This is a genomic window from Flaviflagellibacter deserti, assembly GCF_042652085.1.
GTDB classification, from domain to species: domain Bacteria; phylum Pseudomonadota; class Alphaproteobacteria; order Rhizobiales; family Methylopilaceae; genus Flaviflagellibacter; species Flaviflagellibacter deserti.
Genome location: NZ_JBHSJF010000006.1, coordinates 761925 through 787874, shown reverse-complemented (window position 1 = coordinate 787874; position 25950 = coordinate 761925). Strand labels below are relative to the sequence as shown.

The window sequence follows — 25950 nt, the reverse complement described above, 5'->3', positions numbered from 1 at the left end:
CGAGCGGCTGCAGCGGCCTGACCATCCTCGGGATCATGGGCGAGGCGCCGAAGCTCGAACCGGCCGAGTCGCGGGCGCTGGTGAAGCAAGTGGTCGGGCGGACCCGGCTGCCGGTGATCGTCGGCGTGTCGGCGCCGGGCTTCGCGGCGATGCGCTCGCTGGCGCGGGATGCGATGGCGGCCGGCGCCGCCGGGGTGATGATCGCGCCGGTGCCGAATCTGCGCACCGACGAGCAGATCACTTCCTATTTCGCGCAGGCGGTGGAGGCGATCGGCGAGGACGTGCCGTGGGTGCTGCAGGACTATCCGCTGACCCTCGGCGTGGTGATGTCGGTCCCGGTGATCGCCAGGATCATGGCCGACCATCCGTCCTGCCTGATGCTCAAGCACGAGGACTGGCCCGGCCTCGACAAGATCTCGAAGCTCCGGGCGCTGCAGGCGGAGGGAACGCTCAGGCCGGTCTCGATCCTGTGCGGCAATGGCGGCCTGTTCCTCGATTTCGAGCCCGAGCGCGGCGCCGACGGCGCGATGACCGGCTATGCCTTCCCCGACATGCTGGTCGAGCTGGTCGAGCTCCATCGCGTCGGCAAGCGCGACGCGGCGCATGATCTGTTCGACGCGCATCTGCCGCTGATCCGCTACGAGCAGCAGCAGGGGATCGGTCTGGCGGTGCGGAAATATCTGCTGTGGCGGCGCGGCGTGATCACCTCGGACGCGCAGCGCAAGCCCGGCCCGCCGCTCGATGCCGCCGCCCGGGCCGAGGTCGACTACCTGCTGGGCCGGCTCGCCCGGCGCGACCCGCGCGCCGCGATTTAGGCCGTCAGTCTATCGACGATCATCCGTGCGATCGGCATCGCCGAGGTCGCTGCGGGCGAGGGCGCGTTGCAGACGTGCAGCATGCGCGGCGAGTCCAGGAACAGGAAATCGTGGACGAGCGTGCCGTCGTCGAGGATTGCCTGGGCGCGGATGCCGGCGCCGGGCGTGCCGAGATCGTCAATGGTCAGGCTCGGGCAGTACTTGCGGCATTCCTCGAGATAGCGGGCGCGCAGGATCGAATTGCGGAATTCGATGGCGCCCGAGCGCAGGTTCTTCCGCGCCATCTTCCAGAACCCGGAGAAGCCGATCATCGACGCGACGTCGCCCAGTCGGATGCTCCCCTTGTCATAGCCCTCGCGGGAGAAGCCAAGAACCGCATTCGGGCCGACGGTAACGCGGCCGTCGATCATTCTCGTCAGATGGATGCCGAGGAAGGGGAGGTTGGGATCGGGGATTGGATAGATGAGGTGGCGGACGACGTTCGATTTGCTTTCCGGCAGCGTGTAGTACTCGCCGCGAAACGGCACGATCTGATGCGTGGCTTTCAATCCGGCGAGGCGGGCGATGCGATCGGACTGAAGCCCGGCGCAGGCGACCAGACGCCCTGACCTGATAGTGTCGTCGCTATCGGTTCGGACGGTGACGCCGGTCGCGTCTTCCGCGATCGCCGTCACGCGGGTGCCGAGCGTGAGCGTTGCGCCCATGTCCTTCAGGCGTTCGGCCATTGCGTGGCAGATGCGCTGGTAGTTGACGATCCCGGTAGCGGGAACGAGCACGGCACCGAGACCGGCGATGTTCGGCTCGATCTCGCGCAGGCGTTTGGCCGAGATGGGCTCGAAGACGATCTCGTTTTGCCGCGCGCGCTCTTCCAGCGCCGTCATCCGTTCCAATTCGAGGGGACTGGTCGCTACGAGCAGCTTGCCGCAGGTTTCGAACGGGATCTGATTATCCCGGCAGAACTCCTTGGTCGCGATCGCGCCCTCCCGGCACAATCGGGCCTTGAGCGAGCCGGGCTGATAATAGATCCCGGCATGGATGACTCCGCTGTTGTGCCCGGTCTGGTGCTGGCCGAAATCGCGCTCCTTCTCGATCAGGACAAGACGCGCCCGCGGGTCGCGGGAGAGGATTTCTAGCGCGGTGGCGAGACCGACGATGCCGCCGCCGACGATGCAATAGTCATAGGTCGTCATGCGGTCCTTTCGCTGTCTGCTGGCATGGCTTCCGCCTCGGCCTCGTCGGCCGGGATCTTGCGCAATTTCAAGACGCGCATGATCTGCGGAAGCACGATGACGAAGGCGGTCGCGATGAAGAGCGTCAGCGAGATCGGATGCTGAACAAAGACGCTGAGATCGCCCTCCGACTGGATCATCGTGCGACGGATATTGCGCTCTAGCATCGGGCCAAGCACCAGGCCGAGAACCAGCGGTACCGGCGGATAATCCAGCTCCATCAGAACGAGGCCGATGCCGCCCGCGATGATCGCAATGACGATGTTCGCCATCGAGAATTCGATCGCATAAACGCCGAACATCACGACGGCTATGATCACGGGATAGAGCAGCGCCGTCGAGATGAAGAGGATACTGGCGAGCAGCGGGGTCAACAGCAACGTCAGGAAGACCAGCGCGAGATTGCCGACCCAGAAACTGCCGAATAATGTCCAGATGAACTCGGAGTTGTTGACGAACAGCAGTGGGCCGGGCTGGAGGCCGATCATCAGGAGGCCGCCCATCATCACCGCCGTCGTCGCCGAGCCGGGAATGCCGAGCGTAAAGAGCGGAATCATATTGCCGTAGGACGCGGAATTGTTCGCCGCCTCCGGTGCAGCGACGCCCTCAACGATGCCTGTGCCGAACTTCTCCGGCCGACGCGAGAAGCGCTTGGCGGTGGCATATGACAGCATGGTCGCGGCTGTGGCGCCAACGCCCGGCAGCACACCGACGACGAAGCCGATAATCGAGCCGCTCAGGAGTTCCCAGCGCGAGGCAACCGCATCCCTGAAGCGTGGCAGGAGCGAGCGAAGACTGAAGCTGGCGGCGTCGCGATCTATCTTGTCGCTGACGCTGGTGAACATGGCGGTGAGGCCGAACAGGCCGACCGCGACGACCGAGAAATCGAGGCCATCGAACAGATCCATCTGGCCGAATGTGTAGCGGGCAGGGCCCGCGATGGGATCGAGGCCGATCATGCCGACCCACATGCCGAGCACGAGCGCGGCGAAGCCCTTGATCGAATTGCGGCCGCCGAGAACGCTGACCAGCGACAGCGAAAATGCCATCATCGCGGTCATTTCGGTCGGGCCGAAGGCGAGGGCCCATCTCGATATCGGAACCGACAGCGCGACCATTCCGGCAAGGCCGAACAGGCCGCCGATAAAGGATGCGAACACGCTCATCCCGAGCGCGCGGCCGGCCTCCCCCTTTAGTGCCATCGGATAGCCGTCGAGCACGGTCATGACCGATGGCGCGTCGCCGGGAATGCCGAGCAGGATCGAGGTGATCGCGCCGCCAAACATCGCGCCGTAGTAGATGCCGGCGATGCAGGCGATGGCCGCGGTACCGCCGAACGTCACGGCGATAGGCAGCATGATCGCGACGCCTGCGGATGGCCCAAGGCCGGGCAGGGCACCGATCAGAAGCCCTAGAATGGCTCCGAGCATGGTCGAAGCCAGGATGCTCGGCTGCATCGCCTGGCCGATGCCGTCGATGAGAAGACCCATGATTTCCATCGCGCTCTCCCTGTTGTTGTTATTCAGCGATGGCGGTCAGAGACCGAAAATACCGCGTGGCACCGGAACGCGAAGGAGCGTGCCGAACACGACGAGGCAGGCGAGGGAAAAGAAGATCGAGGTGATGCCGAGGCGCACGAGATAAGCGCGCTCCAGTGAGGGTCGGATGATCAGGCCGATAGCCAGCATCAGCAGCATGGTCGCGATGGTCATGCCCGCAAACGGGGTAATGACCACGAAGACGAGCATCGCCGCGGTGATGGCGATGAACTTGACCACGTCCCTGCGCGCCATTCGGGACTTCAGATCTTCCAGCCCGGCCAGGCTGCGGACAAGATTGATCGCACTGAGGACGATGAGGACACCGCCTGCAAGCGCCGGAAAATAGCCCGCGCCCGGTGTCGTGCCTTGCATGAATCCGAAGCCCAGCCCCGTCCATACGAGGTAGGCACCGAACAGCAGAAGGAACAGCGCAACGAATTGGTCCAGACGATGAATGGTCATGATCGAATCCCGCCGGTTCCGGAAAGGAGGTGCCCGGGCATCAGCGACGCCCGGGCACGCGCGTCGTCATTTGATGACGCCGAGTTCCTTCATCAGGCGCTCATAACGGCCGCTGGTATCAGCGATCGCGGTGGCGAATTCGGCGCTGTTCATAAAGTTCGGAACGTCGTGAAAGCGGTCGATGTACTGCGTCCGCCATTGCGGGCTTTCGGCGACCTTCTTCAGCACGCCTTCCCAACAGGCTACGACCTCGGGTTTCACGTCCTTCGGCATGACGAGGCCGCGAATCTGGGTATGGACGATGTTATGGCCGAGCTCCGAGAAGGTCGGCACGTCGGGGAAGGCGTCGGCCCGTTTGGCGGAGCTGACGGCGAGCGGACGCAGCGTGCCGGCCTTGATCTGGGGCAGGGCCTCGCTTGGATTGAAATAGGCCACGTTCACATGGCCGCCGAGGATGGCGGCCATGACCTCTCCCTCGCCATCGAACGGCACCGCGTCGATTTTCACACCGAGGCCGTTGGACGTCATCTTGGCCAGCAACGCCGCATCGGAGACGACACCAACGGTGCCGGTCGTCAGTCGCTTGGCCTTCTTGAGGTCGTCGAGCGTCTTGTATTCCGATGAGGCTGGAACGACGAGAACGTAGGGCGACTGGGCGATCGCCCCCAGCGGGGTAAAGTCGCGATAGCTCACCGGCGAGCCACCTTGCAACGGTGTCGTGAAGAAGCTCACGCTCACGGTCGCAATCACATACGGATTGCCCTTCTCCTTGCCGACGCTGCTGTATCCAACCGCGCCGCTGCCGCCCGGCCGGTTCTCCGGCAGGATTTGAACCGGCAGCAGTTTCAGCTCGCCAATGACATTGGCGATCGTGCGGGCCAGCGTGTCGCTGCCGCCGCCTACACCGAACGGAATGATCATGGAGATGTCGCGCTCGGGGTAGTCGGCGAGCGCCGGGGTGGTTGCCATCAGCGAGGCGGCGCAGAGTGCGCTGACAGCGGTGATGCGACCTCGGCTCCAGAGAGCCGAAAGCGTGGAATGCGTCATCAGTGTCCTCCCGATATTATTGTTTGTGATGGCCTGACTGTCGGGGCGCTCCCGCGACCCTTTTTTCGTTCTCCTGTCACATCCGCACTTGTGCCCGGTTCGTTGCGGGCGGTTTCATCAAGCTAGGGAAGGAATTGCCTCGCGCAGCAGGTAGCCGTGGGCATCGCGGTTTTTCAGTCGGCTTGCCTCTGGGTCCTTGACCCGGCCGTCCCTGAGGGCATCGTAGTTCGGCGTGAAGCCGAGGCCTGGCCGATCGGGAATGCGCATCTTGCCGTTGATCGGATCGGGGGTGCCGTCGAAGAAGTGCTTCCCGGTCATCCACATGCCGTAATGAAACTCGACCGGGCCACCATTCATGACGCCCGCCAGGATATGCATGTTGAAGATCGGCCAGCCACCGCCGTTGGCCATCGGCAGGTTGAAGGCCTGCGCCATGTGCGCGACCTTCAGCGCTTCGGTATAGCCGCCGTTGTAGAGGACGTTCGGCTGGAGCACGTCGACCGCATGGTGGGTGACGAGCTCACGGTAACGCCAGCGATGGCCTTCCATCTGGCCGGCTGCGATCGGCACCTGGACGCGACTGCGAAGATCGGCGAGCGCACGGGCGTCGTTCTGCTGGATCGGCTCCTCGAACCATTTCAGATTGCAGTCCTCGACGCCCTTGGCGAGCATGAAGGCGTCATGCGGATCGAACCAGCAATTGGCGTCGATCATCAGGTCGACGTCGGGGCCGATGGCGTCGCGGGCCGCGCGGACACGGCGGACATCATCCTTCCAGGTTCGTGTCGGTTCGCCGCCGACAACCATCTTCAGCATGGTGTGGCCGTCGGCCAGGAATTTCTTGGCGTAGTCGGCGATCTGCTGTTCGTCGAAGAACGGATAGCCGAACGTCGCGTAGGTGTAGGCCTCGTTGCTGAAACCGCCGAGAAGTTCGGCGATGGACTGGTTCTCGGCTTTGCCGCGCAGGTCCCAGCAGGCGATGTCGATCGCCGACAGCGCGTTGGAGATCACGCCCGTATAGGCGCGGTTGTTGAGCTGCTTCCAGACGGCATGGTGGATCGCCTCGGTGTGCCGGACATCCTTGCCTTTGATCAGCGGAAAGATGTGCTGCTCGATGCAAGGCATCACTGCCCAAGGCAGAAACGAGCCAGTGCAGCCCATTCCCTTCCGGCCGTCCTCCGTCTCGATCTCCACGAAGACGAACATGCGCGTTTCGATGGAGGCACCGATGCCCGGCAGATCAATCTCGTGCCTGTGCAGACTTGCCTTGATGTTTGCGATTTTCACCGTCTTCTTCCTCCCTGTCGTTTTGATTTTTTATGCGCGGGCGGCTTTCGGAGACCTCGCTCCCAGCGAAGCCAGCCAGCGTTCCTTTCCGTGAATGACATGTCTCTCGCCGAGCGCGCGCGCCTTGTCGTGATCGCGCTCGCGGATGGCATCGACAATCGCGCGGTGCTCGCTGTTGGTCTGGCCAGGAGAGAAGAGCGAACGGCGCAACGAATGCGTCTCGCGGATGAGATCGTCGTAGATCCGGTGCGCGCAGCTGTGGTCGGCGATGCGGCCGATCAGGTCGTGGAATTCGAGATTGATGCGATAATAGCGAGGGACCTGATTGGCCGCGATCGCATCGTCCATGCCACGGACGAGAGCGTCGAGCTGGGCAACCTGCTTGTTGCTTCTACGGTCAGCGGCGCGGCCACAGACGAGTCCTGTGAGTAGCGCGCGGACGTCGTAGTTCTCGCTGATTTCAATCTCTGACATCTCGCGTACGAACACGCCGCGCGCCGGAATCGAGGTCAGAAGTCCGGCTTTCACTAGCGCGCGCGTCGCCTCGCGCACGGGGCCTCGGCTGACGGCGAACTGCTCCGCCAGGCTGACTTCGTTCAGACGGCTACCGGGCTCGAGATCGCCGGACAGGATCATTTTCTCGATCTCCTGATAGACGCGGGTCGTCAGTCCCGCGGTCCGTTCGATGCGTCGTGTGTGCATGGGCCTCGTCTGCAATTCGGTCGACATCAGATCGTCATCTGTCATGCAGTAAACTGTCAACAGCTTTTATGAAATCGACGGGTTTACAGATAGATAGATGGGTCTCAATTGCTCCGTGTTATTTGTTGAAGGATGCTGAAAGAACCATTCGGCTCCGTTTTCGCGCGCGATCTCATGGAGACGCCGCAGCAGGCCAGGGCCAATCGGAATGCCTGTCTTCTCGCGCTCCGCCATGACCGCGCGCTCGGGATCGCCGGCAACCAGAACAGGCTTTGCCAGATCGACCGGAGGTGTCGCGCGAAGGTCGTCACAGAGTTGCTTCACGTCGGCGCGGAAGTCGGCGACATCTCGGAATTGGCCGGGATCGAAGGCCATGAAGAAATGGCCGACATCGAGCCCCTTGGGCTGTTTCGAATGCATCGGGTCGGTGATCAGGGTCGAGCCCGACAGGCACGACGACAGGATGTTGACCATGACTGCGAGGCCATAGCCTTTGTGGCTCGCGCCTTCGGGCGTGCCGCCGAGCGGCGATAGGAACCCGCCCTGCATGACCTCGGATGGATCGAGCGTTGGTTTGCCGGCTTTGTCGAAACCCCATCCTGGCGGCATCTGCTGCCGCTCGACGACTTTGTTACGGACCTTTCCGGAGGCGACGGTTGTAGTCGCCATATCGAGAAGGAACGGCTTGCCTTCGTCTCCAGGCGCGGCGAAGGACCAGGGATCCGTGCCGAAGCGAGCGGCTGCGCCGCCCGTTGGCGGAACGCGAATGCCGAACACACTCGTGGTCGCGATACCGATAAGATCGGCCTCGGCCGCCATGCTTGTGAAACAGCCAAGCGCGCCGAAATGGCCGGAATTTCGTACCGAAACCATGCCGACGCCGGAGGCTTTTGCCTTCTCGACCGCAAGCGCCATCGCGAAGGATGCCGGCACATGGCCGAGCCCGCCATCGCCATCAACCAAGGCACTCACGGGCGTCTGTCGGACGATCTTCGGGACGGCCTGCATGTTGATCGGCCGTGTCTGGCGACGTTCGTTATATTCGACAAGCATCGCGATGCCGTGGCTCTCGACGCCGCGAAGATCGGCCCAGCCAAGCACTTTGGCGGTTTGCTCCGCGTTCGCGGGTGTCATGCCCCACGATCTGAGGATCGCGGCGGCCTGCCGAATGTGAGTTTCGAAGTCGTGATTGATTGCCATGGAGACCCTCAACATCAAACCGAAACCGACGGTTGCTAGTCGAGGATAGAAAGGGAATTGGCGAAGAAAACTATGCGCTCGGTTGCTTCAAACAGAACCAAAAGTATCTTGCGAGCAGGTGCGAGGCGCTTACCGCCGCGAATTTAACGGGAGATCAAACAGGCCTCGCTTGGATGCTAAATCTTGGGAGCGCTGGGAGAACCCGGGCTTGGTGCATCACAGTGGCGGAGAGGGTGGGATTCGAACCCACGGTGGAGTTGCCCCCACGGCGGTTTTCAAGACCGCTGCCTTAAACCACTCGGCCACCTCTCCTTATCGCCCTTCCACCACGAGCGGCGCCGAAGGGCAAGGGGTTAAGGATCATGGCGCTTGTCCAATTCTGCCGCAGTTTTGACACTTTGCGCGGGCTTCCATGTTAATACGTGTTACGATTTGCTTAACGCGCGTTAAGGGTTGGAGCGGCACGGGGTCGACGGAACTTGTTTCGTCGAGGCCGCCCAAGAGGGAACAGAAACCGTATGGCTCGACCGACGGACGTTTCGCGCGGGACCCGTCCCGAACACGGCACAGCACGAGGCTCGTCATTGGTGGTTGCCGCCACGGTCGCGCTGGTGCTCGGAGCCTGCGCGCAGAAACAGAACGTCGATCCGCGCCTTGCAGTCACCACCCCGACGCCGGCGAAAGTCGTCGCCGACGGCGAGCCCGTTCCGAAAGGCGGGGGCGTCGAACAGCCGGCGGAAGCCGCTGTGACGACCAAGAAAACATTCGTTGCCGGCGTTGAGCCCGACGGCTACTCGGCGGAGGGCCTCGCATCCTGGTATGGGTCACAATTCCACGGCCGCATGACCTCCAATGGCGAGGTCTTCGACATGGCGTCCATCACCGCAGCCCATCCGAGCCTTCCACTGCCGTCCTATGCCCGCGTGACGAATACGAGCAACGGCAAATCGATCGTCGTCCGCGTCAATGATCGCGGTCCGTTCCATAAGAACCGCCTGATAGACGTCTCGAGCCGCACCGCCGAAATCCTCGATTTCAAGCGCAAGGGAATGGCGCGTGTCCGAATCGATTATGTCGGCCCAGCCTCGCTGAAGGGCAGCGACGAGCAGAAGCTCCTCGCCACATTCCGCGACAACGGCGCGAGCCCGTCGGGCACCCAGCTCGCGGCATTGGTCGAGACCTCGGGGCCGGGCGCGATCACAGCCGGCGGCAAGGCATTGTTGAAACCGAAGCCGGTGATCGCCGCCAAGGACGCGCCGCCGGAGCTGCGCACCGATACGACACCTCCGAGTGGCTACGCCCTCGCATCTGCCTCGACCGAACCGGTCGCCGCGCCGGTTCCGGCACCTCCGACCACGCCAAAGGCGAATGTCGCGTCGCGCATCGCCGCCGGCTTCGGCGGCTTCAATTCGCAGCCTCTGGCGCAGAACGCCAAGCCCGGCCTGATTCAGCCGGTTCTGAGCGGGTTCGCTTTCGACCCGACGACCTTCGCTCCCCCTCGCTGACATCATCCTGATTGGACGCTCGATCTCCCTCGCGGTAGAAACCGGGAGAAGGGGATTCTTGGCACAATGGGGCGTCTTGGTCGGATAGCGCTTCTCGCACGCGTTCTGTGCGCGTTCGCGGTCGCTTTGGCGTCGCTCGGGTCTAAAACGGCTCGGGCCCAGGCTTTCGAAACCGATGCCAAGCAGGCGATTCTCTACGATGTGCAGAGCGATTCCGTTCTTTTCGCGAAAGAGCCGGATGCTACCTTTCCGCCGGCGAGCCTAGCCAAGCTGATGACGCTTGCGGTCGTGTTCAACGAGGTGAAACGCGGCTGGGTCTCAGCCGCCGCGCCATTCACGATCTCGGAGAATGCCTGGCGCACCGGCGGTGGCCCGGCGCGGACGACGGCGATGTTCGCGAAGCTCGGCAGTGAGGTGACGGTTAGCGATCTCGTCCGCGGCGTTGCGATCGTGGTCGGCAACGACGCGGCGATCGCGCTCGCCGAGGGCATCGCCAAGAACGAAACGGCGTTCTCCGAACGCATGAATCAGCTCGGCAAGGAGATCGGCCTGACCTCGTCGGTCTTCGTCAACGCAACGGGGCTGCCGGCACAGGGGCAGAGAACGAGCGTTCGCGACATGGCGCGCATCTCGGCCTATCTCGCGACCAAGCATCCGGACTTCTATACTGTCTTTTCCCAACCGGACCTCGATTGGAACAATATCCGCCAGCTCAATCGCAATCCCCTGATGGGACAGTATGAAGGCGTGGATGGTTTGATCATCGGCTCGGTCGCTGACCTCGGCCATATGATCGCCGCGTCGGCGGTCCGCGACGGACGGCGGCTGATAACGGTGCTCGCGGGCCTTCCCGATGAAAATGCACGCGTGAAGGCGGCCAAGGCCATTCTGGACTGGGGCTTCAACGATTTCATCGACCGGGAGCTCTTCCGGCCCGGAACGCTCGTCGCCGAAGCGAAGGTTTTCGGCGGTACGCAACGTTCGGTACGGCTGGTGTCGGAAACGACGGTGACTCTCCCGGTGCCGAAGGACGGCGACAGCCGCATCGTCGCCCGTGCCGTGTATCGCGGGCCGATCACCGCGCCGGTGACCAAGGGCGAGCGGGTCGGCGTCCTCCGCATCTGGCGAGACGGCCTGCTGCAGAGCGAAGTGCCGCTCGTTGCCGACGAGAACGTCGCGGAGGGCACTTTGTGGCGCCGCGCATTCGACGCGACCTACGAGCTCGCGGTCGGCGCGGTTTCTCCGCTGTTCGAGCGGCTGAAACTATGACGCCTTTTCGCAGCCGGTTCGTCACCTTCGAAGGCGGGGAGGGGGCCGGAAAATCTACGCAGATCGGACTTCTCGCGGCCCGCCTGCGCGACCGTGGCGAGGATGTCGTTGTGACCCGCGAACCGGGCGGCTCACCAGACGCCGAACGGCTTCGCGGCATCATCCTGTCCGGCAAGGCCAAATCGTTCGGCGCCTTCGCCGAGGCGGCACTGTTCTCCGCCGCTCGGATCGATCATCTCAGCAAGACCATCCGCCCCGCGCTGGAACGCGGCGCGTGGGTGCTCTGCGACCGTTTCCTTGATTCGACCCGCGCCTATCAGGGCGCGCTCGGCAACCTCGATCCGAAGGTGCTTCGCGCAATGGAGAGGGTCGTCGTGGGGTCGACCGTTCCGGGTCTCACGATCCTGCTCGATCTGCCGGCCGAGATCGGTCTCCAGCGCGCACGGCAACGCGGGCAGAGCGAGACGCTCGACCGCTTCGAGGCGGAAGACATGGATTATCATCGCGGGCTGCGTCAGGCATTCCTCGATATCGCCCATGCCGAACCCGAACGGGTCGCGGTCATCGATGGCGAGAACGCACCCGACGTGGTTTCCGAACTGGTCTGGCACGCGGTCGAAAACCGCTATGCGATGGCGGTCGCAAGCAATGGCTGAGGCGGCTGAGCTCGAATCAGACCGGTTCGAGGACGCGCCGCATCCGCGCGAGACCTTCCGGCTGATCGGCCACGCGACAGCCGAACTGACCCTGCTCGACGCCTACCGCTCGGGCCGCATGCACCATGCATGGATACTCGGGGGCGAGGAAGGGATCGGAAAAGCGACTTTGGCCTACCGGCTCGCCCGCTTCATCTTCGCCAACCCAGATCCAATGTCCACGGCGGTCCAGCACGCGTCGAACCTCGATGTCAGTCCGGACAATCCAGTCGCGCGGCGCGTGCTTCAACAGGCGCATCCGGACCTCTTCGTCCTGCGCCGCGGCCTGACCGCCGATCGCAAGAATGTCGCCGGCGAGATCAAGGTCGACGAGGCGAGGCGGCTCGTCTCGTTCTTCTCGACGACAGCGGGCGAGGGGGGCTGGCGAATCGCGATCGTGGACACCGCCGACGACCTGAACACCAACGGCGCCAATGCCTTGCTCAAGGTACTTGAAGAGCCACCTCCGCGCTCGCTTTTCCTAATCCTGACAACCGCGCCGAAACGACTTCTGCCCACCATTCGCTCGCGCTGCCGCATGCTGACGCTGAAGCCTCTCGCAAGCGAAGAGGTCGTCGAAGTGCTTGAAGGCGTCGATGTATTGTCGGGCGGAGCAGAGGGCGATGATCTCCGCCATGCCGCCGATCTGGCCGAAGGTTCGGTGCGCCGCGCCGCCGTTCTTCTCGGCAGCGACAGCCTCGGGCTCCGGGACACGTTGTCCGGCCTGATCAATCGCCTTCCCGACGTCGACCACGCCGCTGTCCACGCGCTCGCCGAGAAGATGACAGGCAGGGAAGGGGCCCCGAGCTTCGAGTTCTTCTGCGCCTTCGTCCAGGACTGGCTGCATGAGCGGATGCGGCGCGGAGCGTCATCCGGCGAAGCCCGCCTTGCGAGATGGGCAGAGCTGTGGGACAAAAACGCCCGCGCGTTCCGCGACGTAGAGATTTATAATCTCGACAGGCGTCCGCTCGTGCTCGCCATCTTTACCGATCTCGCCGCAGCAACCCGCGGCTGACAAACCCTCCGGGCTCATGGCCGACCGCAACGCCTTTTATATCACGACCGCCATCGCATATCCGAACGGCGCTCCACATATCGGACACGCCTACGAGGTGATCGCGACCGACGCGATCGCGCGATTCCAGCGCCTCGACGGCCGCAACGTCTTCTTCATGACCGGCGCGGACGAGCACGGCATCAAGATGCTGCAGACGGCGGAGAAAGCGGGCATCACGCCGGCCGAGCTCGTCGAGCGGAACGTGCCGAAATTCCAGGAGATGGTCGAGCGGCTGAACATCTCGAGCGACCGCTACATTCGAACGACCGAACAGGCGCACCACGTCTCCTCCCAGGCGATCTGGCAGAAGATGGAAGAGGCCGGCGACATCTATCTCGATGTCTATGCCGGCTGGTATTCCGTCCGCGACGAGGCCTTTTACGCCGAGGACGAGACCACCGTTCAGGAGAACGGCACGCGTTTTGGCCCGCAGGGAACACCGGTCGAATGGGTCGAGGAGAAGAGCTATTTCTTCCGCTTGTCCGCCTATCAGGACAAACTGCTCGCCTTCTACGACGCCAATCCCGATTTCATCGGTCCCGATGCTCGCCGCAATGAGGTCGTCAGCTTCGTGAAGGGAGGCCTTCAGGATCTCTCGATCAGCCGCACGACGTTCGACTGGGGCGTGAAGGTGCCGGGCGCACCCGAGCACGTGATGTATGTCTGGGTCGACGCTCTGACGAACTACATCACCGGCGTCGGCTATCCGGACACGGAGTCCGAGAGCTTCAAGAAGTTCTGGCCGGCGGACGCCCATATCATCGGCAAGGACATCATCCGCTTCCACGCGGTCTACTGGCCGGCCTTCCTGATGTCGGCCGGCGTCGCGCCGCCGAAGCGCGTCTACGCCCACGGCTTCCTCTTTAACAAGGGGGAGAAGATGTCGAAGTCGGTCGGCAACGTGATCGATCCGTTCACTCTGACGGACGCCTATGGCGTCGACCAGGTGCGCTATTTCTTCCTGCGCGAAGTGCCGTTCGGCCAGGACGGCAGCTACAGCCACGAGGCGATCGTCCAGCGCATCAATGCCGATCTCGCCAACGATCTCGGCAATCTGGCGCAGCGTTCGCTCTCGATGATCGGCAAGAACTGCGATGGAAAGGTCCCGGCGCCGGGCGAATTCACGAAGGCGGACAAGGCGATCCTCGTAGCGGCCGACAATCTGGTGAATGAGGCGAGGGCGGCGATGAAGGGATTTGCCCTTCACACGATGCTGTCCTCGATTTGGCGCGTGATTGCCGACGCGAACCGCTATTTCGCTTCGGAAGAGCCTTGGAAGCTCAAGGCAACCAATCCGCAGCGCATGAACACGGTCCTATACGTCACGGCGGAGGTGCTGCGCAGCTTCGCGATCCTCACCTTACCCGTCACTCCAACAGCGTCCGGCAAACTGCTGGATATTCTCGGTGTTTCCCAATCGGCGCGAAACTTCGCGGCGCTTGGGGAGGGAGGACGTCTGGTCCCCGGCTCCGACCTGCCGGCACCGAGCCCGGTCTATCCGCGTTACGTGGAGACGGAAGAGGCGACGGCCTGACGCCATGCTCGTCGACAGCCACTGCCATCTCGATTTCCCGGATTTCGCGGCCGACCGCGGCGGTATAATCGCGCGCGCCAAGGCCGCCGACGTCGGGCTTATGGTGACGATCTCGACGCGGGTGCGGAAGTTCGACCAAATTCGCGAGATCATCGAGGCGTACGACAACGTTTACGGCTCGGTCGGCACGCATCCTCACAATGCGCAGGAGGAACTCGACGTCACGGCCGACGATCTGATCCGGCTCGCCGAGCATCCCAAAATCGTGGCAATCGGCGAGGCCGGTCTCGACTACCACTACGACAATTCGCCTCGTGACGCTCAGATCCAGGGTCTACGTGCCCACATCGCGGCTGCCCGGACCACCGGTCTTCCGCTTGTCATCCATGCGCGCGAAGCCGACGAGGATATGATCGCAATCCTCGAAGGCGAGACCGAGAAGGGCGCCTTTCCCGCCCTCCTGCACTGTTTCTCGTCCGGCGCCGAGCTTGCCCGTCGCGGCGTGGCGCTCGGCCTCTACGTCTCGTTCTCCGGCATCCTGACCTTCAAGAATTCTCAGGCGATCCGCGATATCGCCGCCGAGATTCCGGCCGATCGTCTGCTTGTCGAAACCGATGCGCCTTACCTCGCTCCGGTGCCGCATCGCGGCCAGACCAACGAGCCGGCCTATACTGCACACACGGCGTCGGTTCTGGCTGAGGTGCGCGGCTGGAGCCGCGAAGAGACGGCCAGGCGGACCACCGAGAACTTCGCCCGCCTTTTCCGCAAGGTCCCGCGCTCGGCGCTGGGGCTCGAGGGCGAGGCGGCGGCGTGAGCCTGACGGTCACGATCCTCGGCTGCGGCTCGTCCGGCGGCGTGCCGCGCGTCGCCACCGGCTGGGGCGCCTGCGATCCGCACGAACCTCGCAACCGACGTCGGCGATGCTCGATCCTGGTCCGGCGTGAGAACGGCCATGGCGAGACTAATTTCCTTGTCGACACATCGCCGGACCTGCGCGAGCAGATGCTGGACAACCATGTCGAGACAATCGACGGCGTGCTGCTGACGCACGACCACGCTGACCACACGCATGGCATCGACGATCTCAGGCCGTATTTTATTCGATCGCGCAGGCGCATCGATGCTTGGATGGACCCCGTGACGTCGCCGGACGTTCGCCAGCGTTTTGGCTATATTTTCGAAACGCCGGACGGCAGCGATTATCCGCCCATTCTCAACCAGCATCAGACCGGGCCTGATCGGCCTTTCGCCGTGGACGGTCCCGGCGGATCGATCCACGTGACGACATTCAGGTTGCCGCATGGGCAAACCCAGGCTCTGGGCCTTCGGATCGGCGGCATGGCCTATACGCCGGACCTCAGCGACATTCCGGACGACCAGAAAGGCCATTTGAGCGGCCTCGATCTCTGGATCATCGACGCGCTCCGCATCACGCCGCATCCTAGCCATTTCAGCCTGTCCGAGGCGCTCGAATGGATCGAACGGCTGAAGCCTAAGCACGCGGTGCTGACCAACCTGCACACCGATCTGGACTACATGACGCTGAAGAGGCAGGTGCCTCCGAATGTTGAGCCGGCTTACGACGGTCTGGTCCTCGAGCTCTGATCGATTGCTTGCAAAGGCGGTGTAACCGCATGGGACCGTCGGCGGACCGCGTCGGCTATCGGTCGATCTCCCCAAAACAATGTCAGCGATCCTTGACCGCGCTGCGCCGACTAGGTGAGGGCCCAGCGGAGAACGGATCCAACGCCGATCGCGCTCGCGCGGATTGCTGGGCGGCGCAGAGGCGCGATCCGAAGTCCGTGCATCTCCGCCGCCCAGTCGGGGAGCAGATCCACTCCCGCGTCGAGGACGAGGCGCTGGAAGGGTGCGAGCGCCAAGCTCGACGCCGGCTGCTTGAGCAGAGCATCCGCGACTTGCCGGGTTCTGCGGTCGAACCGCAGATCGGCCCGTGACGTCCGTAGATATTCCGACACCTCCTGACGAGTGCGCGGCACGGCTTCCGCCCCTAGCAAGACTGCGATTTCCGACACCTCGGCGAAGTATCTGTCCTGCTCGGAGTGCGGCAGGAGGGGGTCGCGATATCGGACATATGCTTTCAGGAAGCTGCTGACCTCCGCTACGTGAATCCAGGTGAGAAGTGCGGGGTCATTGGCGCTGTAGGGGGTACCGTCAGGGAGGACGCCCCGTACCCGGTCGTGAATAGTCCGGACCCGATCGATCAGCCTCAAAGCCTGATCAGTGTCTCCATAGGTTGTCCCGGAGATGAATTGGGCAGTGCGCCGCAGGCGCCCCTGCATATCGTGCCGGAAGTTCGAGTGATCCCATACTCCGGCAACGGCGGCTGGATGCAGCATCTGCAGGAGAAGAGCGGCAACGCCGCCGATCATCATCGTCGTGAAATCGCCGTGTACCTTCCAGCAGACCGAGCTTCGTCCGAACAGGCCGTCATCTTTTCGGATGTGCCTCGTGCCGCTTGTCCTGATGCCAACAAGACCGTGGACGTGCTCCCGGATCACATTGCGCAACCTGTTCATGCCCGAGACTATGAGCCTCGATGTCGAAAGGCGAAACTCAAACTCGCTCGATCCGGCACCAATCGATATCCACGTAGGTTCCATAATATATCTTATGCGACTCGCGGCATAAGGAACTTCAGGCGGCGTCGGCCGGTTCTTGAGCCGATGCAAACACCTTGTCGTCAGCCCCTCTTCGATCGCCTGTGATATGCGCGCGGCCATCGTACTCAATGCGATTGCCGGTTCGGCGTCCGGCATCGCGCTCGACGACCTGTTGAAGCGTTTCCGTGATTTCGGCATCCAGCCGGAGCTGCACGACGACACCAACCTGAAACTGCCCGGTCGCATCGACGCCGCGATCGCCAGCAATCCCGACGCCCTCGTCATCGGCGGCGGCGACGGTTCGATTGCCTGCTCCGCCCAGAAATTGATGGGGACCGGCATCCCGCTCGGCATTCTGCCTTTGGGTACGATGAACCTGCTGGCGAAAGACTTGGGCCTGCCACTGACGATACCCGACGCAGTCGCAGTTATCGCGCAAGGTTACAAACGTACGATCGACGTCGGACTGGCAAATGAGCATATATTCCTTTGCAAGTCGTTACTGGGCCTGCCAGCCAATATCGGTCAGCTTCGCGAGAAAGGCCGCGGCTCGCTTGGAATGACCGGCAGCCTTCGGCTCGCCCGGTCCCTCGCCCTCGGGCTTCGCCGCTATCCTCTGCTCTCGTTAGCGCTTCGGGTTGACGGCAAGACGACCCGCATCAGAACGCGCGCGCTGGCCGTCGCCTGTAATGCCTATGATGAAGCGTTCGGGCGGTTCCTTCGCCGTTCGCACCTCGATCGCGGCGAGCTCGTCCTTTACGTACCGCACGAATTGACGTTCTGGCGTCTGTTGCGCCTCGGCGCCGGCCTCGTCATCGGCAGCTGGCTCAGCCAGCCCTGGCTCGAAGTGCGGGCATTGAGCCGTCTCGCTATCGTCAGCCCACGCCCCCTGCTCCGCATCATGCTTGATGGCGAGGTGAGACTGATGAAACCGCCTATCCGCTTCCGCATTCTGCCCGGTGCGCTGACCGTCTTCGCGCCCGCCGAGAGTCCCCGCTCATGACCCGCATCGCCCATCTGTCAGACCTGCATTTCGGCCGCGTCGATCCGGTCGTGGTCGACGCATTGCTAGCCGAGATCAGGAGCAATCCGCCGGACCTCGTCATCATTTCCGGCGACTTCACGCAGAACGCGGAGCGGAGCGAATTCATCGAGGCCCGTGCCTTCGTCGACAGTCTTGGTGCGCGGACCTTTTCCGTCCCGGGCAACCACGACATCCCGCCGCGCAATCTGGTCGAGCGGTTCCTCAATCCCTACGGCCGCTATCACCGCTACATCTCGACTGACCGCGAGCCGATGTGGTGCGACGACAAGGTGGCGATCATCGGCCTGAACACAGCGCGCCGCGCGTCACTGGACTGGAACTGGGCGCATGGGCGCATCACGAAAGAGCAACTCGAAATGCTGGAGGAGCGGCTCGATCGCCTCCCCAAGGATCGGATGCGCATCATCGTCGCGCATCACCCCTTCATCACGCCGGAGGCCCTGCCGGATACCCGTCTGGTCGGGCGCGCTAACGAGGCGCTAGCGCTGTTCTCCCGCCAGAATGTGCGGCTGATCCTGGCCGGCCATCTCCACCGAGCCTATACCCGGATCGCGCCACTCAAGGATATGCCCTCGGTCTTCGTGGTGCAGGCGGGGACAGCGACTTCGACCCGTCTTCGCAACGAGCCGAATGCCTATAATCGCCTCGCCATCGCGGAGGACCGGATTGCGATGGAAACCCGGGTATGGTCCGGAGGCGAATGGCGGACCCATTACGAATCCGCCAACATCCTGAGCAAACCGGAGGAGGAAGTCGTGGCAACCACCTCCCCGCCGGATGAGATCGAGGACGAACAGCCGATGTCAGTGCTGTGACGCAGTTTTCTCGCTGTCCATGTGCGCTAGATGGGCTTCGGGATAGCGGCCACCGGCAGCGGCACCTTTCGGCACGACTGCCGAGAGCGCCGTGAGGTCGTCGGCGGACAACGTGACATCGAGAGTTCCGAGCGATTCCACCAGTCGATCACGACGGCGCGCGCCGACCAGTGGAACGATATCCTCGCCCTGCGCGGCCACCCAGGCGATGGCCACCTGCGCAACGGACACTCCGATTCTGTCGGCTACGCCCCGCAACCGCTCGACCAGTGCAAGATTGGCATCCAGATTTTCGCCCTGGAAACGCGGGCTCATCGCCCGGAAATCCTGCCCTGCCCGTTCCTTGGTCCAATGCCCGCTGATCAGCCCGCGCGAAAGGACGCCATAGGCCGTGATGCCGATACCAAGCTCCCGGCAAGTCGGCAGGATTTCATCCTCGATGCCACGGGAGATCAGCGAATATTCGATCTGCAGGTCGGCAATCGGATGGACTGCCGCCGCCCGCCGGAGGGTCGCAGCTCCGACCTCCGACAGCCCGATATGGCGGACATAGCCAGCCTTCACCATGTCCGCGATCGCGCCGACTGTCTCTTCGATCGGTACCGCTGGATCGAGACGTGCCGGACGGTAAATGTCGATGTAGTCCGTTCCCAGCCGGCGCAACGTGTAGGTCAGAAAAGTCTTCACTGCCTCCGGCCTCGTATCGAGACCTATCCAGCTCATCGCCGGATCGCGCAGCGCGCCGAATTTGACGCTGATCTCCACCTGATCGCGGTTCCTCCCCTGCAGAGCCTCGGCGATCAACATCTCGTTGTGGCCCATGCCGTAGAAGTCGCCGGTATCGAGCAGCGTCACGCCTGCATCGAGCGCGGCGTGGATGGTCGCAATGCTCTCACCGCGATCCGCCGGACCATAGAAGTCCGACATGCCCATACAGCCGAGGCCGAGCATCGAAACCTGCGGGCCAGTCTTTCCTAGAGTGCGCGTCTTCATCGTCTGGTCCTTTGAGTTGGCGTGATGCCCTCGCCGGAATAGATGACGCGGAACCATACGAGCGATAAGGTGCACAATATCGGACACACTGTTCTATATTAAGCACAATGAGCCCACCCGATCTTCGCGACCTCCAGGCCTTCATCGCCGTCGCGCGGCATCGCAATTTCCGCCGCGCCGCCGCCGAACAGCAGGTCTCCGCATCCAGCCTCAGTCAGCGGCTGCGCGATCTCGAGGAACGCCTCGGCGCCCGTCTCCTGCATCGGACGACGCGAAGCGTGTCGCTGACCGAAGCCGGCGAACGGCTTCTCGATCGGACGATCCCGGCGCTGGCCGAGGTCACCGAGGCGTTGGACGAACTTCGAGGCCTTCGCGAGGGAGCAGCGGGGCGGCTCCGCATCAATGCGCCGCCGCCGGCAATCGACTCCGTACTAGCTCCGATGATCGCGCCGTTCCTGAAGCGCTATCCCAACATTGAGCTCGAACTCGTAGCGGAGGCCGTGAGGGTCGATATCGTTGCGGGCGGCTTCGATGCCGGGGTCCGCTACGAGGAGCATCTGGCGCAGGACATGATCGCCGTGCCACTCGGCCCGCCGCAATGCTATTCGCTCGTCGCCGCCCCGCCCGTCATCGAGACATATGGTGTACCGAAAGAACCAGCGAACCTGGTCGGACTACCTTGCGTCGTGCACCGCTTCGACAACGGCAACGTGCTTCCCTGGGAGTTCGAGAAAAACGGACGGACCGTGAGGATCGCACCCACAGGCCAGTTCCGGTCCAACAATCTCGCCGCGCTGCTGCAGGCGACTCTCGACGGCTTGGGCTTCTTCCTGAGCTTCGAGGATTGGGTGCGAGCGGACATCGAGGCCGGACGGCTCGTGCCGGTACTGAAAGACTGGTGCGAGGAGTTTCCCGGTCCCCTGCTCTATTACCCGAGCCGCCGGCAGCCCCCGCCCGCGCTCCGCGCCTTCGTCGATTTCGTCAGGGAATGGCGCGCAAGCAGGATCAGCTGAAGGCGGCGTATCCGCTTTCGACCGGTTCGGCGCGTTTGGATGGCCGGGTTGGGTTTCCCAGCCTAGATCGGGAAACGCCACCAGGCGATTGCCACGACGGTCAGTTCGGCAATTGAGGAAGCCCTTCTCCTCCATATAGGCGAGGAGGCGACGCGCGCGGCCGGGGGAACGGCTGCCACATGTCCGCGCAAGCTGGAGATCGCCGGGACATGGAAGCTGCTCCATCGCCGCACGGGCGAGGACGAGGAACATGCCCTGCAGATCCTCCGTCAAATGAGCGGACAGGGCGACCGCCGCGTCCCAGTCCGCCGAACCCTCGACCTGCTTCATCGGCACGCCCGCCCGAGAGACGGCAAGGCGGCGGCGGAATTCGGAAAGATCGAGCGGGGCGCCCGGCACGTTCTGGATGCGGCAGCGGACGATGAAGTCCTGATAGAGCACGGCGACCGATCGGAACGCGGATTCCGGATCGGAGACGACCGTCTGCATCACGGCCTCTATTGCGGCTTCCCGCTCGGTGGGGTCGACGGGCTTCGCCGCGTCGGGAACCGAAATCGCCTCTGGGGGCCGCGATTGAACGAGTTGGCGAAGCAGATCGCTGGTCGCCGTCGTCCGGTTCGGCTCGGTCGCGCGGCGCTCCTGCGTGATCGGAGCGAAGATCACGCCTTCGATATCCTCCGCCTCCTCGGGCATCGGTATCAGCTTCGGGCTGACGCTGCGGGCGCCGGTCTCCACATTGCCGATCTTCACGGTCAGCGGCCGCCGCGACAGCGCGGGACCGAGAGCGACGAAGGTGCCGCGGTCGAGGTCGCGGAAGGTCTCGGCCTGACGGCGCTCCATGCCGAGCAGATCGGCGGCGCGCGCCATGTCGATGTCGAGAAAGGTCCGGCCCATCAGGAAGTTCGATGCTTCAGCGGCGACATTCTTGGCGAGCTTGGCCAGGCGCTGGGTGGCGATGACGCCGGCCAGTCCCCTCTTTCGGCCACGCGACATCAGGTTCGCCATCGCGCCCAGCGAAATTTTGCGCGCCTCTTCGGAGACATCGCCCGCGATTGCAGGTGCGAACAGCTGCGCCTCGTCGACGACCACGAGAACCGGATACCAATGATCGCGCGGCGCCTCGAACAGGCCGTTCAGAAAGGCGCCCGCACAGCGCATCTGGGTTTCCGCGTCGACGCCTTCGAGATTGAGCACGGCGGACACGCGATGCTGGCGGATGCGTCGTGCGATCTCCTCGAGGTCGCTGTCGCTCCGCTCGGCGTCCACGACCGTGTGGCCATAACGCTCCGACAGGCTGACGAAATCGCCTTCGGGGTCGATGATGATCTGCTGTACCCAGCTCGCGCTCTGCTCGATCAGGCGACGCAGCAAATGCGATTTTCCCGAGCCCGAATTGCCCTGCACCAGCAGGCGCGTCGAGAGAAGCTCTTCCAGATCGAGGGTAACCGGCGCGCCATTCAGCTGCGCGCCCATGTCGATGGCGACTTGCATTAACGAACGGTTAGCACATCCCTCCCCGCCAGGGTGTTGCAGACCGGTCGCTTCCACAGGAAGGCGCGCTGGCAAAACGAGATTGCAATTTCGCCCGTTATTCTCGTTATTTCCGGGATTATATTGCAATCATGAACGACATTCTCTCCAAACCGGTCGATGCCGGCACCCGCATCGGCCACGTCCACCTCAAGGTCGCGGACCTCGAACGCGCCATCGGTTTTTATAGCGGCGTGCTCGGCTTCGAACTGATGCAGCGCTACGGCACGCAGGCGGCGTTCCTCTCGGCCGGCGGCTACCATCACCATATCGGGCTGAACACCTGGGAAAGCCGAGGAGGCCAGCCTCCTGCGCGCGGCACCACCGGCCTGTTCCACACGGCGATCCTCTATCCGACGCGTGCGGCGCTCGCCGATGCGCTTCGCAGACTGATCGCGGCCGGAATTCCGCTCGATGGCGCGAGCGACCACGGCGTCAGCCAGGCCCTCTACCTGCGCGATCCGGACCAGAACGGCGTCGAGCTATACTGGGACCGCCCGCCGGAGGAATGGCCGCGCACGCCGGAAGGCGACCTCGCAATGGTCACCCAGCGGCTCGATATCGACGACCTGCTCAGGCAGTAGCGGTCTTTGGGAACAGGTGGACGAACGGCATCCCCGTCCGTTCCTCCACGGCCTCGGCGACGATCGTCCGGTGGCAATGAGCAGGATCGTGCTCGAAGCACATCAGGCAAACCCGTCTGCCGGATTTCATCAGATCGAGTAGGCCGGCCAAATCGTGCCGGGCAGCATCCGTTTGCATATGCGCCGTGAAAATCCTGTCGAACCCCGCACGGTTTCCCGAGCGGGCCGCAAGCCTGCCTTCCTTCGGCGTTCCGAGTCCCTTCAGATGGACATAGCCGATGCCATGCTCCTGGAGGCCGGCGGCGAATGGGGTCTTCGAGAATCCGGGCTTGCGCGATCCAGAGATGGCGCGGACATCGACGAGCAGTTCGACGCCGGCGTCTTCGAGCGCGGCAAAGACGGCATCCGGCGGCGCACCTTCATATCCAATGGTGGTGAACGTCCCACTGTCCTTGCTCATGCCCTCAAACTGTGGCGCATAGAACCGGCAATGCAAGAGGTGCGGACGTGACTCCTTCCCGCGACATCAAGGGCCTGCTCGACATCATGGCCGCGCTGCGCCACCCGGAAACCGGCTGCGCTTGGGACCTCAAGCAGACCTTCGCGACCATCGCTCCATACACCTTGGAAGAAGCAGCGGAAGTCGCCGACGCGATCGCCAGGAACGACATGCCGGACCTTCGCGAGGAACTCGGCGACCTCCTGCTCCAGGTCGTCTTCCACGCCCAGATGGCTGACGAGGCCGGCGCCTTCGCGTTCCCGGATGTCGTCGAGGCGATCACGACCAAACTCATCCGTCGCCACCCGCACGTCTTCGGCGAGACGCGGCACCTGTCTCCCGAAGAGATCAAGACGATCTGGGACAGGATCAAGGCCGAGGAGAAGGCCGAGCGCGCCGCGAAACGAGGTTCGGCCGAACCCAATGGCGGCCTACTCGACGGCGTGCAGACCTCCCTTCCCTCTCTCTCCCGTGCCGTCGCGCTGCAGGCCAAGGCCGGTACGGTCGGTTTCGACTGGAACGACGCGCGCATGGTGCTGGCGAAGATCCGCGAGGAGGCCGACGAGGTCGAGGAGACACTAAGCGCTGATGCGACCGACGAGCAGCGGTTGGACGAGATCGGTGATCTCCTGTTCGCCGTCGCCAATCTCGCCCGGCACATGAAAGCGGATCCGGAAGTCGCGCTCCGCCGCGCCAATGCCAAGTTCGAGCGGCGCTTCCGCTTCATCGAGGCCGCGCTCGCCGCCGAGGGCAAGACAACCGCAGGATCGTCGCTCGCCGAGATGGACGCGCTGTGGGATGAGGCGAAGCTCGCCGAGCGCCAGCCGGTCTAGGCGGAGAAACGCCGCCTGATCCCGTCCGCCCGGTCGGGCGGGACGCGGACGCGGAGCCGGAGAGAACCGTCTTCCTGATCGGCGCGGTCGAGCACCTCGGTATGCTCGTAGAGCCAATGCAACCCTTCGCCGTCGGCCGCGTCGAGAGCGACCTCGAGCTCGGCTCGACCAGCGGAGACGCGGGTTTCGATCTCGTCGAGCAAGGCTTCGATGCCCTCCCCCGTCAGCGCCGAAACCAGCACCGGGCGGCTCTCGGCGGGGCGCCGTGAAACAATCTCGCGCAACCGCTCCGCTCCGCCCTTTTCCAGCGCATCGACCTTGTTCCAGACCTCGATCAGACGGCGGCTCATCAGGTCGACGCCGAGTTCGGTCAGGATCGCCTTTACATCGGCGGCCTGCGCTTCGGTATCGCCATGCGAGACGTCGCGAACATGGAGGATGACGTCGGCTTCCAGTACCTCTTCGAGCGTGGCCCGGAACGCGGCGATCAAAGTGGTTGGAAGATCCGAGATGAAACCGACCGTATCGGACAGGATGATCTTGGTACCGTGCGGGAGCTCGATAGAGCGAAGCGTCGGGTCAAGCGTCGCGAACAGCATGTCGGCCGCTAGCACCTTCGCCCGCGTCAGCCGGTTGAACAGGGTCGACTTGCCGGCGTTGGTATACCCGACGAGGGCGACGATCGGATACGGCACGCGCTTGCGGCTCGCACGGTGCAGGCCACGCGTGCGGCGCACCTGTTCGAGCTCGCGCTCGATCTTGTGGATACGTTCGCCGATGACGCGCCGGTCCGCCTCGATCTGCGTCTCGCCGGGACCGCCGAGGAAACCGAAACCGCCGCGCTGGCGCTCGAGATGGGTCCAGGAACGGACGAGCCGGCTCTTCTGCCAGTTGAGGTGGGCGAGCTCGACCTGGAGCGTGCCCTCCTTCGTTCGCGCGCGCCGGCCGAAGATTTCGAGGATCAGCCCGGTCCGGTCCAGGACTTTGCAGTTCCAGGCCCTTTCGAGATTTCGCTGCTGAACCGGAGATAAAGCCGTATCGACGACGACGAGTTCCGCCTCTTCCGAACGAACGATTCCGGCAAGTTCCTCGACCTTGCCGGTGCCGATGAAGGTCGCCGGCCGAATCTCGCTGAGCGGGACAAGACCGGAAGATACGACGTCGAGATCAATCGCCAGAGCAAGGCCGACCGCTTCGTCGAGCTGTGCCTCGGGACTGCGCGCGGCGTCGAGCGGTCCGTCCTTCGACGGCCGCCTGAGATGCGGAACAATGACGATTGCCCGCCCGCTTGCACCCTTCCCTTCAGGTTGGGGCTGCAGCGGAGCGGATTCTTTGGTCTTCGGTTCGGTCAATCAGCCTTCTCGTCATCCGTCCCCTCAAACAGGGAAATAGGATGACCCGGCATTACGGTCGAGATCGCGTGCTTGTAAACCAGCTGCGAATGTCCGTCCCGACGGAGCAACACGCAGAAGTTGTCAAACCACGTCACAACGCCCTGAAGCTTAACGCCATTCACAAGGAAAATCGTCAGCGGGACTTTGTGTTTACGAACGTAATTGAGGAAAGTGTCTTGGAGGTTCTGGGCTCTGTCAGCCATTGTTCTTGCTTGCTCCCCGGGTCGTTATGCGGCTGAGGGGCAACGCACTTCCCCCTCTCCTGCCCGAATTTTTCTGT

The 25950-nt window shown here is 63.4% G+C and carries 25 protein-coding genes, 1 tRNA gene and 1 pseudogene; 13 read left to right on the top strand and 14 right to left on the bottom strand.

Annotation, left to right across the window (positions count from 1 at the left end; translation table 11 throughout):
* Positions 1-815, top strand: an 815-nt coding sequence (locus ACFPFW_RS10820) for a dihydrodipicolinate synthase family protein (RefSeq protein ID WP_379770664.1), incomplete at its 5' end; no start/stop codon positions are given.
* Here the strand turns inward: ACFPFW_RS10820 and lhgO are convergent.
* From lhgO to ACFPFW_RS10780, 8 genes are all read right to left on the bottom strand, one after another.
* Positions 812-2005 (bottom strand): L-2-hydroxyglutarate oxidase, encoded by a 1194-nt coding sequence (gene lhgO / locus ACFPFW_RS10815; RefSeq protein WP_114955610.1) that lies wholly within the window; start codon positions 2003-2005, stop codon positions 812-814. The two genes, ACFPFW_RS10820 and lhgO, sit on opposite strands and share 4 nt — an antisense overlap.
* The gene (locus ACFPFW_RS10810; RefSeq protein ID WP_114955611.1) at positions 2002-3543 is read right to left on the bottom strand and encodes a tripartite tricarboxylate transporter permease; all 1542 of its coding nucleotides are present in this window, start codon (positions 3541-3543) and stop codon (positions 2002-2004) included. Before ACFPFW_RS10810 ends, lhgO begins: the two co-directional genes overlap by 4 nt.
* A 36-nt stretch (positions 3544-3579) precedes the next feature.
* Positions 3580-4047, bottom strand: a complete 468-nt coding sequence (locus ACFPFW_RS10805; RefSeq protein ID WP_114955612.1) for a tripartite tricarboxylate transporter TctB family protein — start codon at positions 4045-4047, stop codon at positions 3580-3582.
* A gap of 66 nt (positions 4048-4113) precedes the next feature.
* On the bottom strand, positions 4114-5094 hold the full coding sequence (locus tag ACFPFW_RS10800) for a Bug family tripartite tricarboxylate transporter substrate binding protein (protein WP_114955613.1): 981 nt from the start codon (positions 5092-5094) through the stop codon (positions 4114-4116).
* A gap of 117 nt (positions 5095-5211) precedes the next feature.
* Positions 5212-6381 carry a mandelate racemase/muconate lactonizing enzyme family protein gene (locus ACFPFW_RS10795; protein WP_114955614.1) on the bottom strand — a complete coding sequence of 390 codons (1170 nt, stop codon included), beginning with the start codon at positions 6379-6381 and terminating at the stop codon, positions 5212-5214.
* A gap of 30 nt (positions 6382-6411) precedes the next feature.
* Positions 6412-7128 (bottom strand): GntR family transcriptional regulator, encoded by a 717-nt coding sequence (locus ACFPFW_RS10790; protein WP_379770658.1) that lies wholly within the window; start codon positions 7126-7128, stop codon positions 6412-6414.
* A gap of 21 nt (positions 7129-7149) precedes the next feature.
* A complete protein-coding gene (locus tag ACFPFW_RS10785; protein ID WP_379770655.1) occupies positions 7150-8283 on the bottom strand; it encodes an Ldh family oxidoreductase in 1134 nt (377 codons plus the stop codon).
* Between the two features lie 222 nt (positions 8284-8505).
* Positions 8506-8595, bottom strand: a tRNA-Ser gene (locus ACFPFW_RS10780).
* A 206-nt stretch (positions 8596-8801) separates the two neighbouring features.
* Between ACFPFW_RS10780 and ACFPFW_RS10775 the strand changes: the two genes are divergently transcribed.
* The 7 genes from ACFPFW_RS10775 to ACFPFW_RS10745 all read left to right on the top strand — a co-directional run bounded on the left by ACFPFW_RS10775 (position 8802) and on the right by ACFPFW_RS10745 (position 15948).
* A complete protein-coding gene (locus ACFPFW_RS10775) occupies positions 8802-9788 on the top strand; it encodes a septal ring lytic transglycosylase RlpA family protein (RefSeq protein WP_114955615.1) in 987 nt (328 codons plus the stop codon).
* Positions 9789-9854: 66 nt separating this feature from the next.
* The gene (locus tag ACFPFW_RS10770) at positions 9855-11057 is read left to right on the top strand and encodes a D-alanyl-D-alanine carboxypeptidase family protein (RefSeq protein WP_114955616.1); all 1203 of its coding nucleotides are present in this window, start codon (positions 9855-9857) and stop codon (positions 11055-11057) included.
* On the top strand, positions 11054-11713 hold the full coding sequence (gene tmk / locus ACFPFW_RS10765; protein ID WP_114955617.1) for a dTMP kinase: 660 nt from the start codon (positions 11054-11056) through the stop codon (positions 11711-11713). The genes ACFPFW_RS10770 and tmk overlap by 4 nt, the downstream gene beginning before the upstream one ends.
* Complete coding sequence (locus tag ACFPFW_RS10760; RefSeq protein ID WP_379770651.1) at positions 11706-12767, top strand: DNA polymerase III subunit delta'; 1062 nt, start codon at positions 11706-11708, stop codon at positions 12765-12767. The genes tmk and ACFPFW_RS10760 overlap by 8 nt, the downstream gene beginning before the upstream one ends.
* 16 nt (positions 12768-12783) lie before the next feature.
* On the top strand, positions 12784-14343 hold the full coding sequence (metG, locus tag ACFPFW_RS10755) for a methionine--tRNA ligase (RefSeq protein WP_114955619.1): 1560 nt from the start codon (positions 12784-12786) through the stop codon (positions 14341-14343).
* Positions 14344-14347: 4 nt separating this feature from the next.
* Positions 14348-15157, top strand: a complete 810-nt coding sequence (locus ACFPFW_RS10750) for a TatD family hydrolase (protein ID WP_114955620.1) — start codon at positions 14348-14350, stop codon at positions 15155-15157.
* Complete coding sequence (locus ACFPFW_RS10745) at positions 15154-15948, top strand: MBL fold metallo-hydrolase (protein WP_114955621.1); 795 nt, start codon at positions 15154-15156, stop codon at positions 15946-15948. Before ACFPFW_RS10750 ends, ACFPFW_RS10745 begins: the two co-directional genes overlap by 4 nt.
* 110 nt (positions 15949-16058) lie before the next feature.
* Here the strand turns inward: ACFPFW_RS10745 and ACFPFW_RS10740 are convergent, their stop codons facing one another.
* Entirely contained in the window at positions 16059-17084 is a 1026-nt protein-coding gene (locus ACFPFW_RS10740) for an oxygenase MpaB family protein (protein WP_379770646.1), read from the bottom strand.
* Here ACFPFW_RS10740 and ACFPFW_RS10735 point away from each other — a divergent pair.
* Complete coding sequence (locus tag ACFPFW_RS10735; protein WP_114955622.1) at positions 17071-17967, top strand: diacylglycerol/lipid kinase family protein; 897 nt, start codon at positions 17071-17073, stop codon at positions 17965-17967. The genes ACFPFW_RS10740 and ACFPFW_RS10735 overlap by 14 nt on opposite strands.
* Positions 17964-18824 carry a metallophosphoesterase family protein gene (locus ACFPFW_RS10730; RefSeq protein ID WP_114955623.1) on the top strand — a complete coding sequence of 287 codons (861 nt, stop codon included), beginning with the start codon at positions 17964-17966 and terminating at the stop codon, positions 18822-18824. The genes ACFPFW_RS10735 and ACFPFW_RS10730 overlap by 4 nt, the downstream gene beginning before the upstream one ends.
* Here the strand turns inward: ACFPFW_RS10730 and ACFPFW_RS10725 are convergent.
* The gene (locus ACFPFW_RS10725) at positions 18813-19817 is read right to left on the bottom strand and encodes an aldo/keto reductase (RefSeq protein WP_114955624.1); all 1005 of its coding nucleotides are present in this window, start codon (positions 19815-19817) and stop codon (positions 18813-18815) included. The genes ACFPFW_RS10730 and ACFPFW_RS10725 overlap by 12 nt on opposite strands.
* A gap of 107 nt (positions 19818-19924) precedes the next feature.
* Between ACFPFW_RS10725 and ACFPFW_RS10720 the strand changes: the two genes are divergently transcribed.
* A complete protein-coding gene (locus ACFPFW_RS10720) occupies positions 19925-20830 on the top strand; it encodes a LysR substrate-binding domain-containing protein (protein ID WP_114955625.1) in 906 nt (301 codons plus the stop codon).
* Here ACFPFW_RS10720 and ACFPFW_RS10715 read toward each other — a convergent pair.
* Positions 20822-22321, bottom strand: a pseudogene (locus ACFPFW_RS10715) (ATP-binding protein); the annotation flags it as partial. The gene ACFPFW_RS10720 and the pseudogene ACFPFW_RS10715 sit on opposite strands and share 9 nt — an antisense overlap.
* A 131-nt stretch (positions 22322-22452) precedes the next feature.
* Between ACFPFW_RS10715 and ACFPFW_RS10710 the strand changes: the two are divergent.
* Complete coding sequence (locus ACFPFW_RS10710; protein WP_114955626.1) at positions 22453-22944, top strand: VOC family protein; 492 nt, start codon at positions 22453-22455, stop codon at positions 22942-22944.
* Here the strand turns inward: ACFPFW_RS10710 and ACFPFW_RS10705 are convergent.
* Positions 22934-23404: a DUF488 domain-containing protein gene (locus ACFPFW_RS10705; RefSeq protein ID WP_114955627.1), complete on the bottom strand. Its 471-nt coding sequence runs from the start codon at positions 23402-23404 to the stop codon at positions 22934-22936. The two genes, ACFPFW_RS10710 and ACFPFW_RS10705, sit on opposite strands and share 11 nt — an antisense overlap.
* Positions 23405-23451: 47 nt before the next feature.
* On the opposite strand from ACFPFW_RS10705, the gene mazG reads away from it, so the two are divergent.
* On the top strand, positions 23452-24276 hold the full coding sequence (gene mazG, locus ACFPFW_RS10700) for a nucleoside triphosphate pyrophosphohydrolase (RefSeq protein ID WP_114955628.1): 825 nt from the start codon (positions 23452-23454) through the stop codon (positions 24274-24276).
* On the opposite strand, the gene hflX is transcribed toward mazG, so the two are convergent.
* Positions 24273-25628, bottom strand: coding sequence for a GTPase HflX (gene hflX / locus ACFPFW_RS10695; RefSeq protein WP_114955629.1), 1356 nt, complete (start codon positions 25626-25628; stop codon positions 24273-24275). The two genes, mazG and hflX, sit on opposite strands and share 4 nt — an antisense overlap.
* The gene (gene hfq / locus ACFPFW_RS10690) at positions 25625-25873 is read right to left on the bottom strand and encodes an RNA chaperone Hfq (RefSeq protein ID WP_114955630.1); all 249 of its coding nucleotides are present in this window, start codon (positions 25871-25873) and stop codon (positions 25625-25627) included. Before hfq ends, hflX begins: the two co-directional genes overlap by 4 nt.
* Between the last annotated feature and the right edge of the window lie 77 nt (positions 25874-25950).

Bases quoted from the DNA above. Each gene is read 5' to 3' on its own strand.
- ACFPFW_RS10805 (WP_114955612.1), bottom strand. From the start codon at position 4,047: ATGACCATTCATCGTCTGGACCAATTCGTTGCGCTGTTCCTTCTGCTG.
- ACFPFW_RS10800 (WP_114955613.1), bottom strand. From the start codon at position 5,094: ATGACGCATTCCACGCTTTCGGCTCTCTGGAGCCGAGGTCGCATCACC.
- ACFPFW_RS10770 (WP_114955616.1), top strand. From the start codon at position 9,855: ATGGGGCGTCTTGGTCGGATAGCGCTTCTCGCACGCGTTCTGTGCGCG.
- metG (WP_114955619.1), top strand. From the start codon at position 12,784: ATGGCCGACCGCAACGCCTTTTATATCACGACCGCCATCGCATATCCG.
- ACFPFW_RS10810 (WP_114955611.1), bottom strand. From the start codon at position 3,543: ATGGAAATCATGGGTCTTCTCATCGACGGCATCGGCCAGGCGATGCAG.
- lhgO (WP_114955610.1), bottom strand. From the start codon at position 2,005: ATGACGACCTATGACTATTGCATCGTCGGCGGCGGCATCGTCGGTCTC.
- tmk (WP_114955617.1), top strand. From the start codon at position 11,054: ATGACGCCTTTTCGCAGCCGGTTCGTCACCTTCGAAGGCGGGGAGGGG.
- ACFPFW_RS10705 (WP_114955627.1), bottom strand. From the start codon at position 23,404: ATGAGCAAGGACAGTGGGACGTTCACCACCATTGGATATGAAGGTGCG.
- ACFPFW_RS10730 (WP_114955623.1), top strand. From the start codon at position 17,964: ATGACCCGCATCGCCCATCTGTCAGACCTGCATTTCGGCCGCGTCGAT.
- ACFPFW_RS10790 (WP_379770658.1), bottom strand. From the start codon at position 7,128: ATGACAGATGACGATCTGATGTCGACCGAATTGCAGACGAGGCCCATG.
- ACFPFW_RS10750 (WP_114955620.1), top strand. From the start codon at position 14,348: ATGCTCGTCGACAGCCACTGCCATCTCGATTTCCCGGATTTCGCGGCC.
- ACFPFW_RS10760 (WP_379770651.1), top strand. From the start codon at position 11,706: ATGGCTGAGGCGGCTGAGCTCGAATCAGACCGGTTCGAGGACGCGCCG.
- ACFPFW_RS10775 (WP_114955615.1), top strand. From the start codon at position 8,802: ATGGCTCGACCGACGGACGTTTCGCGCGGGACCCGTCCCGAACACGGC.
- ACFPFW_RS10710 (WP_114955626.1), top strand. From the start codon at position 22,453: ATGAACGACATTCTCTCCAAACCGGTCGATGCCGGCACCCGCATCGGC.
- ACFPFW_RS10725 (WP_114955624.1), bottom strand. From the start codon at position 19,817: ATGAAGACGCGCACTCTAGGAAAGACTGGCCCGCAGGTTTCGATGCTC.
- ACFPFW_RS10740 (WP_379770646.1), bottom strand. From the start codon at position 17,084: ATGGCCGCGCGCATATCACAGGCGATCGAAGAGGGGCTGACGACAAGG.
- ACFPFW_RS10735 (WP_114955622.1), top strand. From the start codon at position 17,071: ATGCGCGCGGCCATCGTACTCAATGCGATTGCCGGTTCGGCGTCCGGC.
- hfq (WP_114955630.1), bottom strand. From the start codon at position 25,873: ATGGCTGACAGAGCCCAGAACCTCCAAGACACTTTCCTCAATTACGTT.
- ACFPFW_RS10785 (WP_379770655.1), bottom strand. From the start codon at position 8,283: ATGGCAATCAATCACGACTTCGAAACTCACATTCGGCAGGCCGCCGCG.
- ACFPFW_RS10720 (WP_114955625.1), top strand. From the start codon at position 19,925: ATGAGCCCACCCGATCTTCGCGACCTCCAGGCCTTCATCGCCGTCGCG.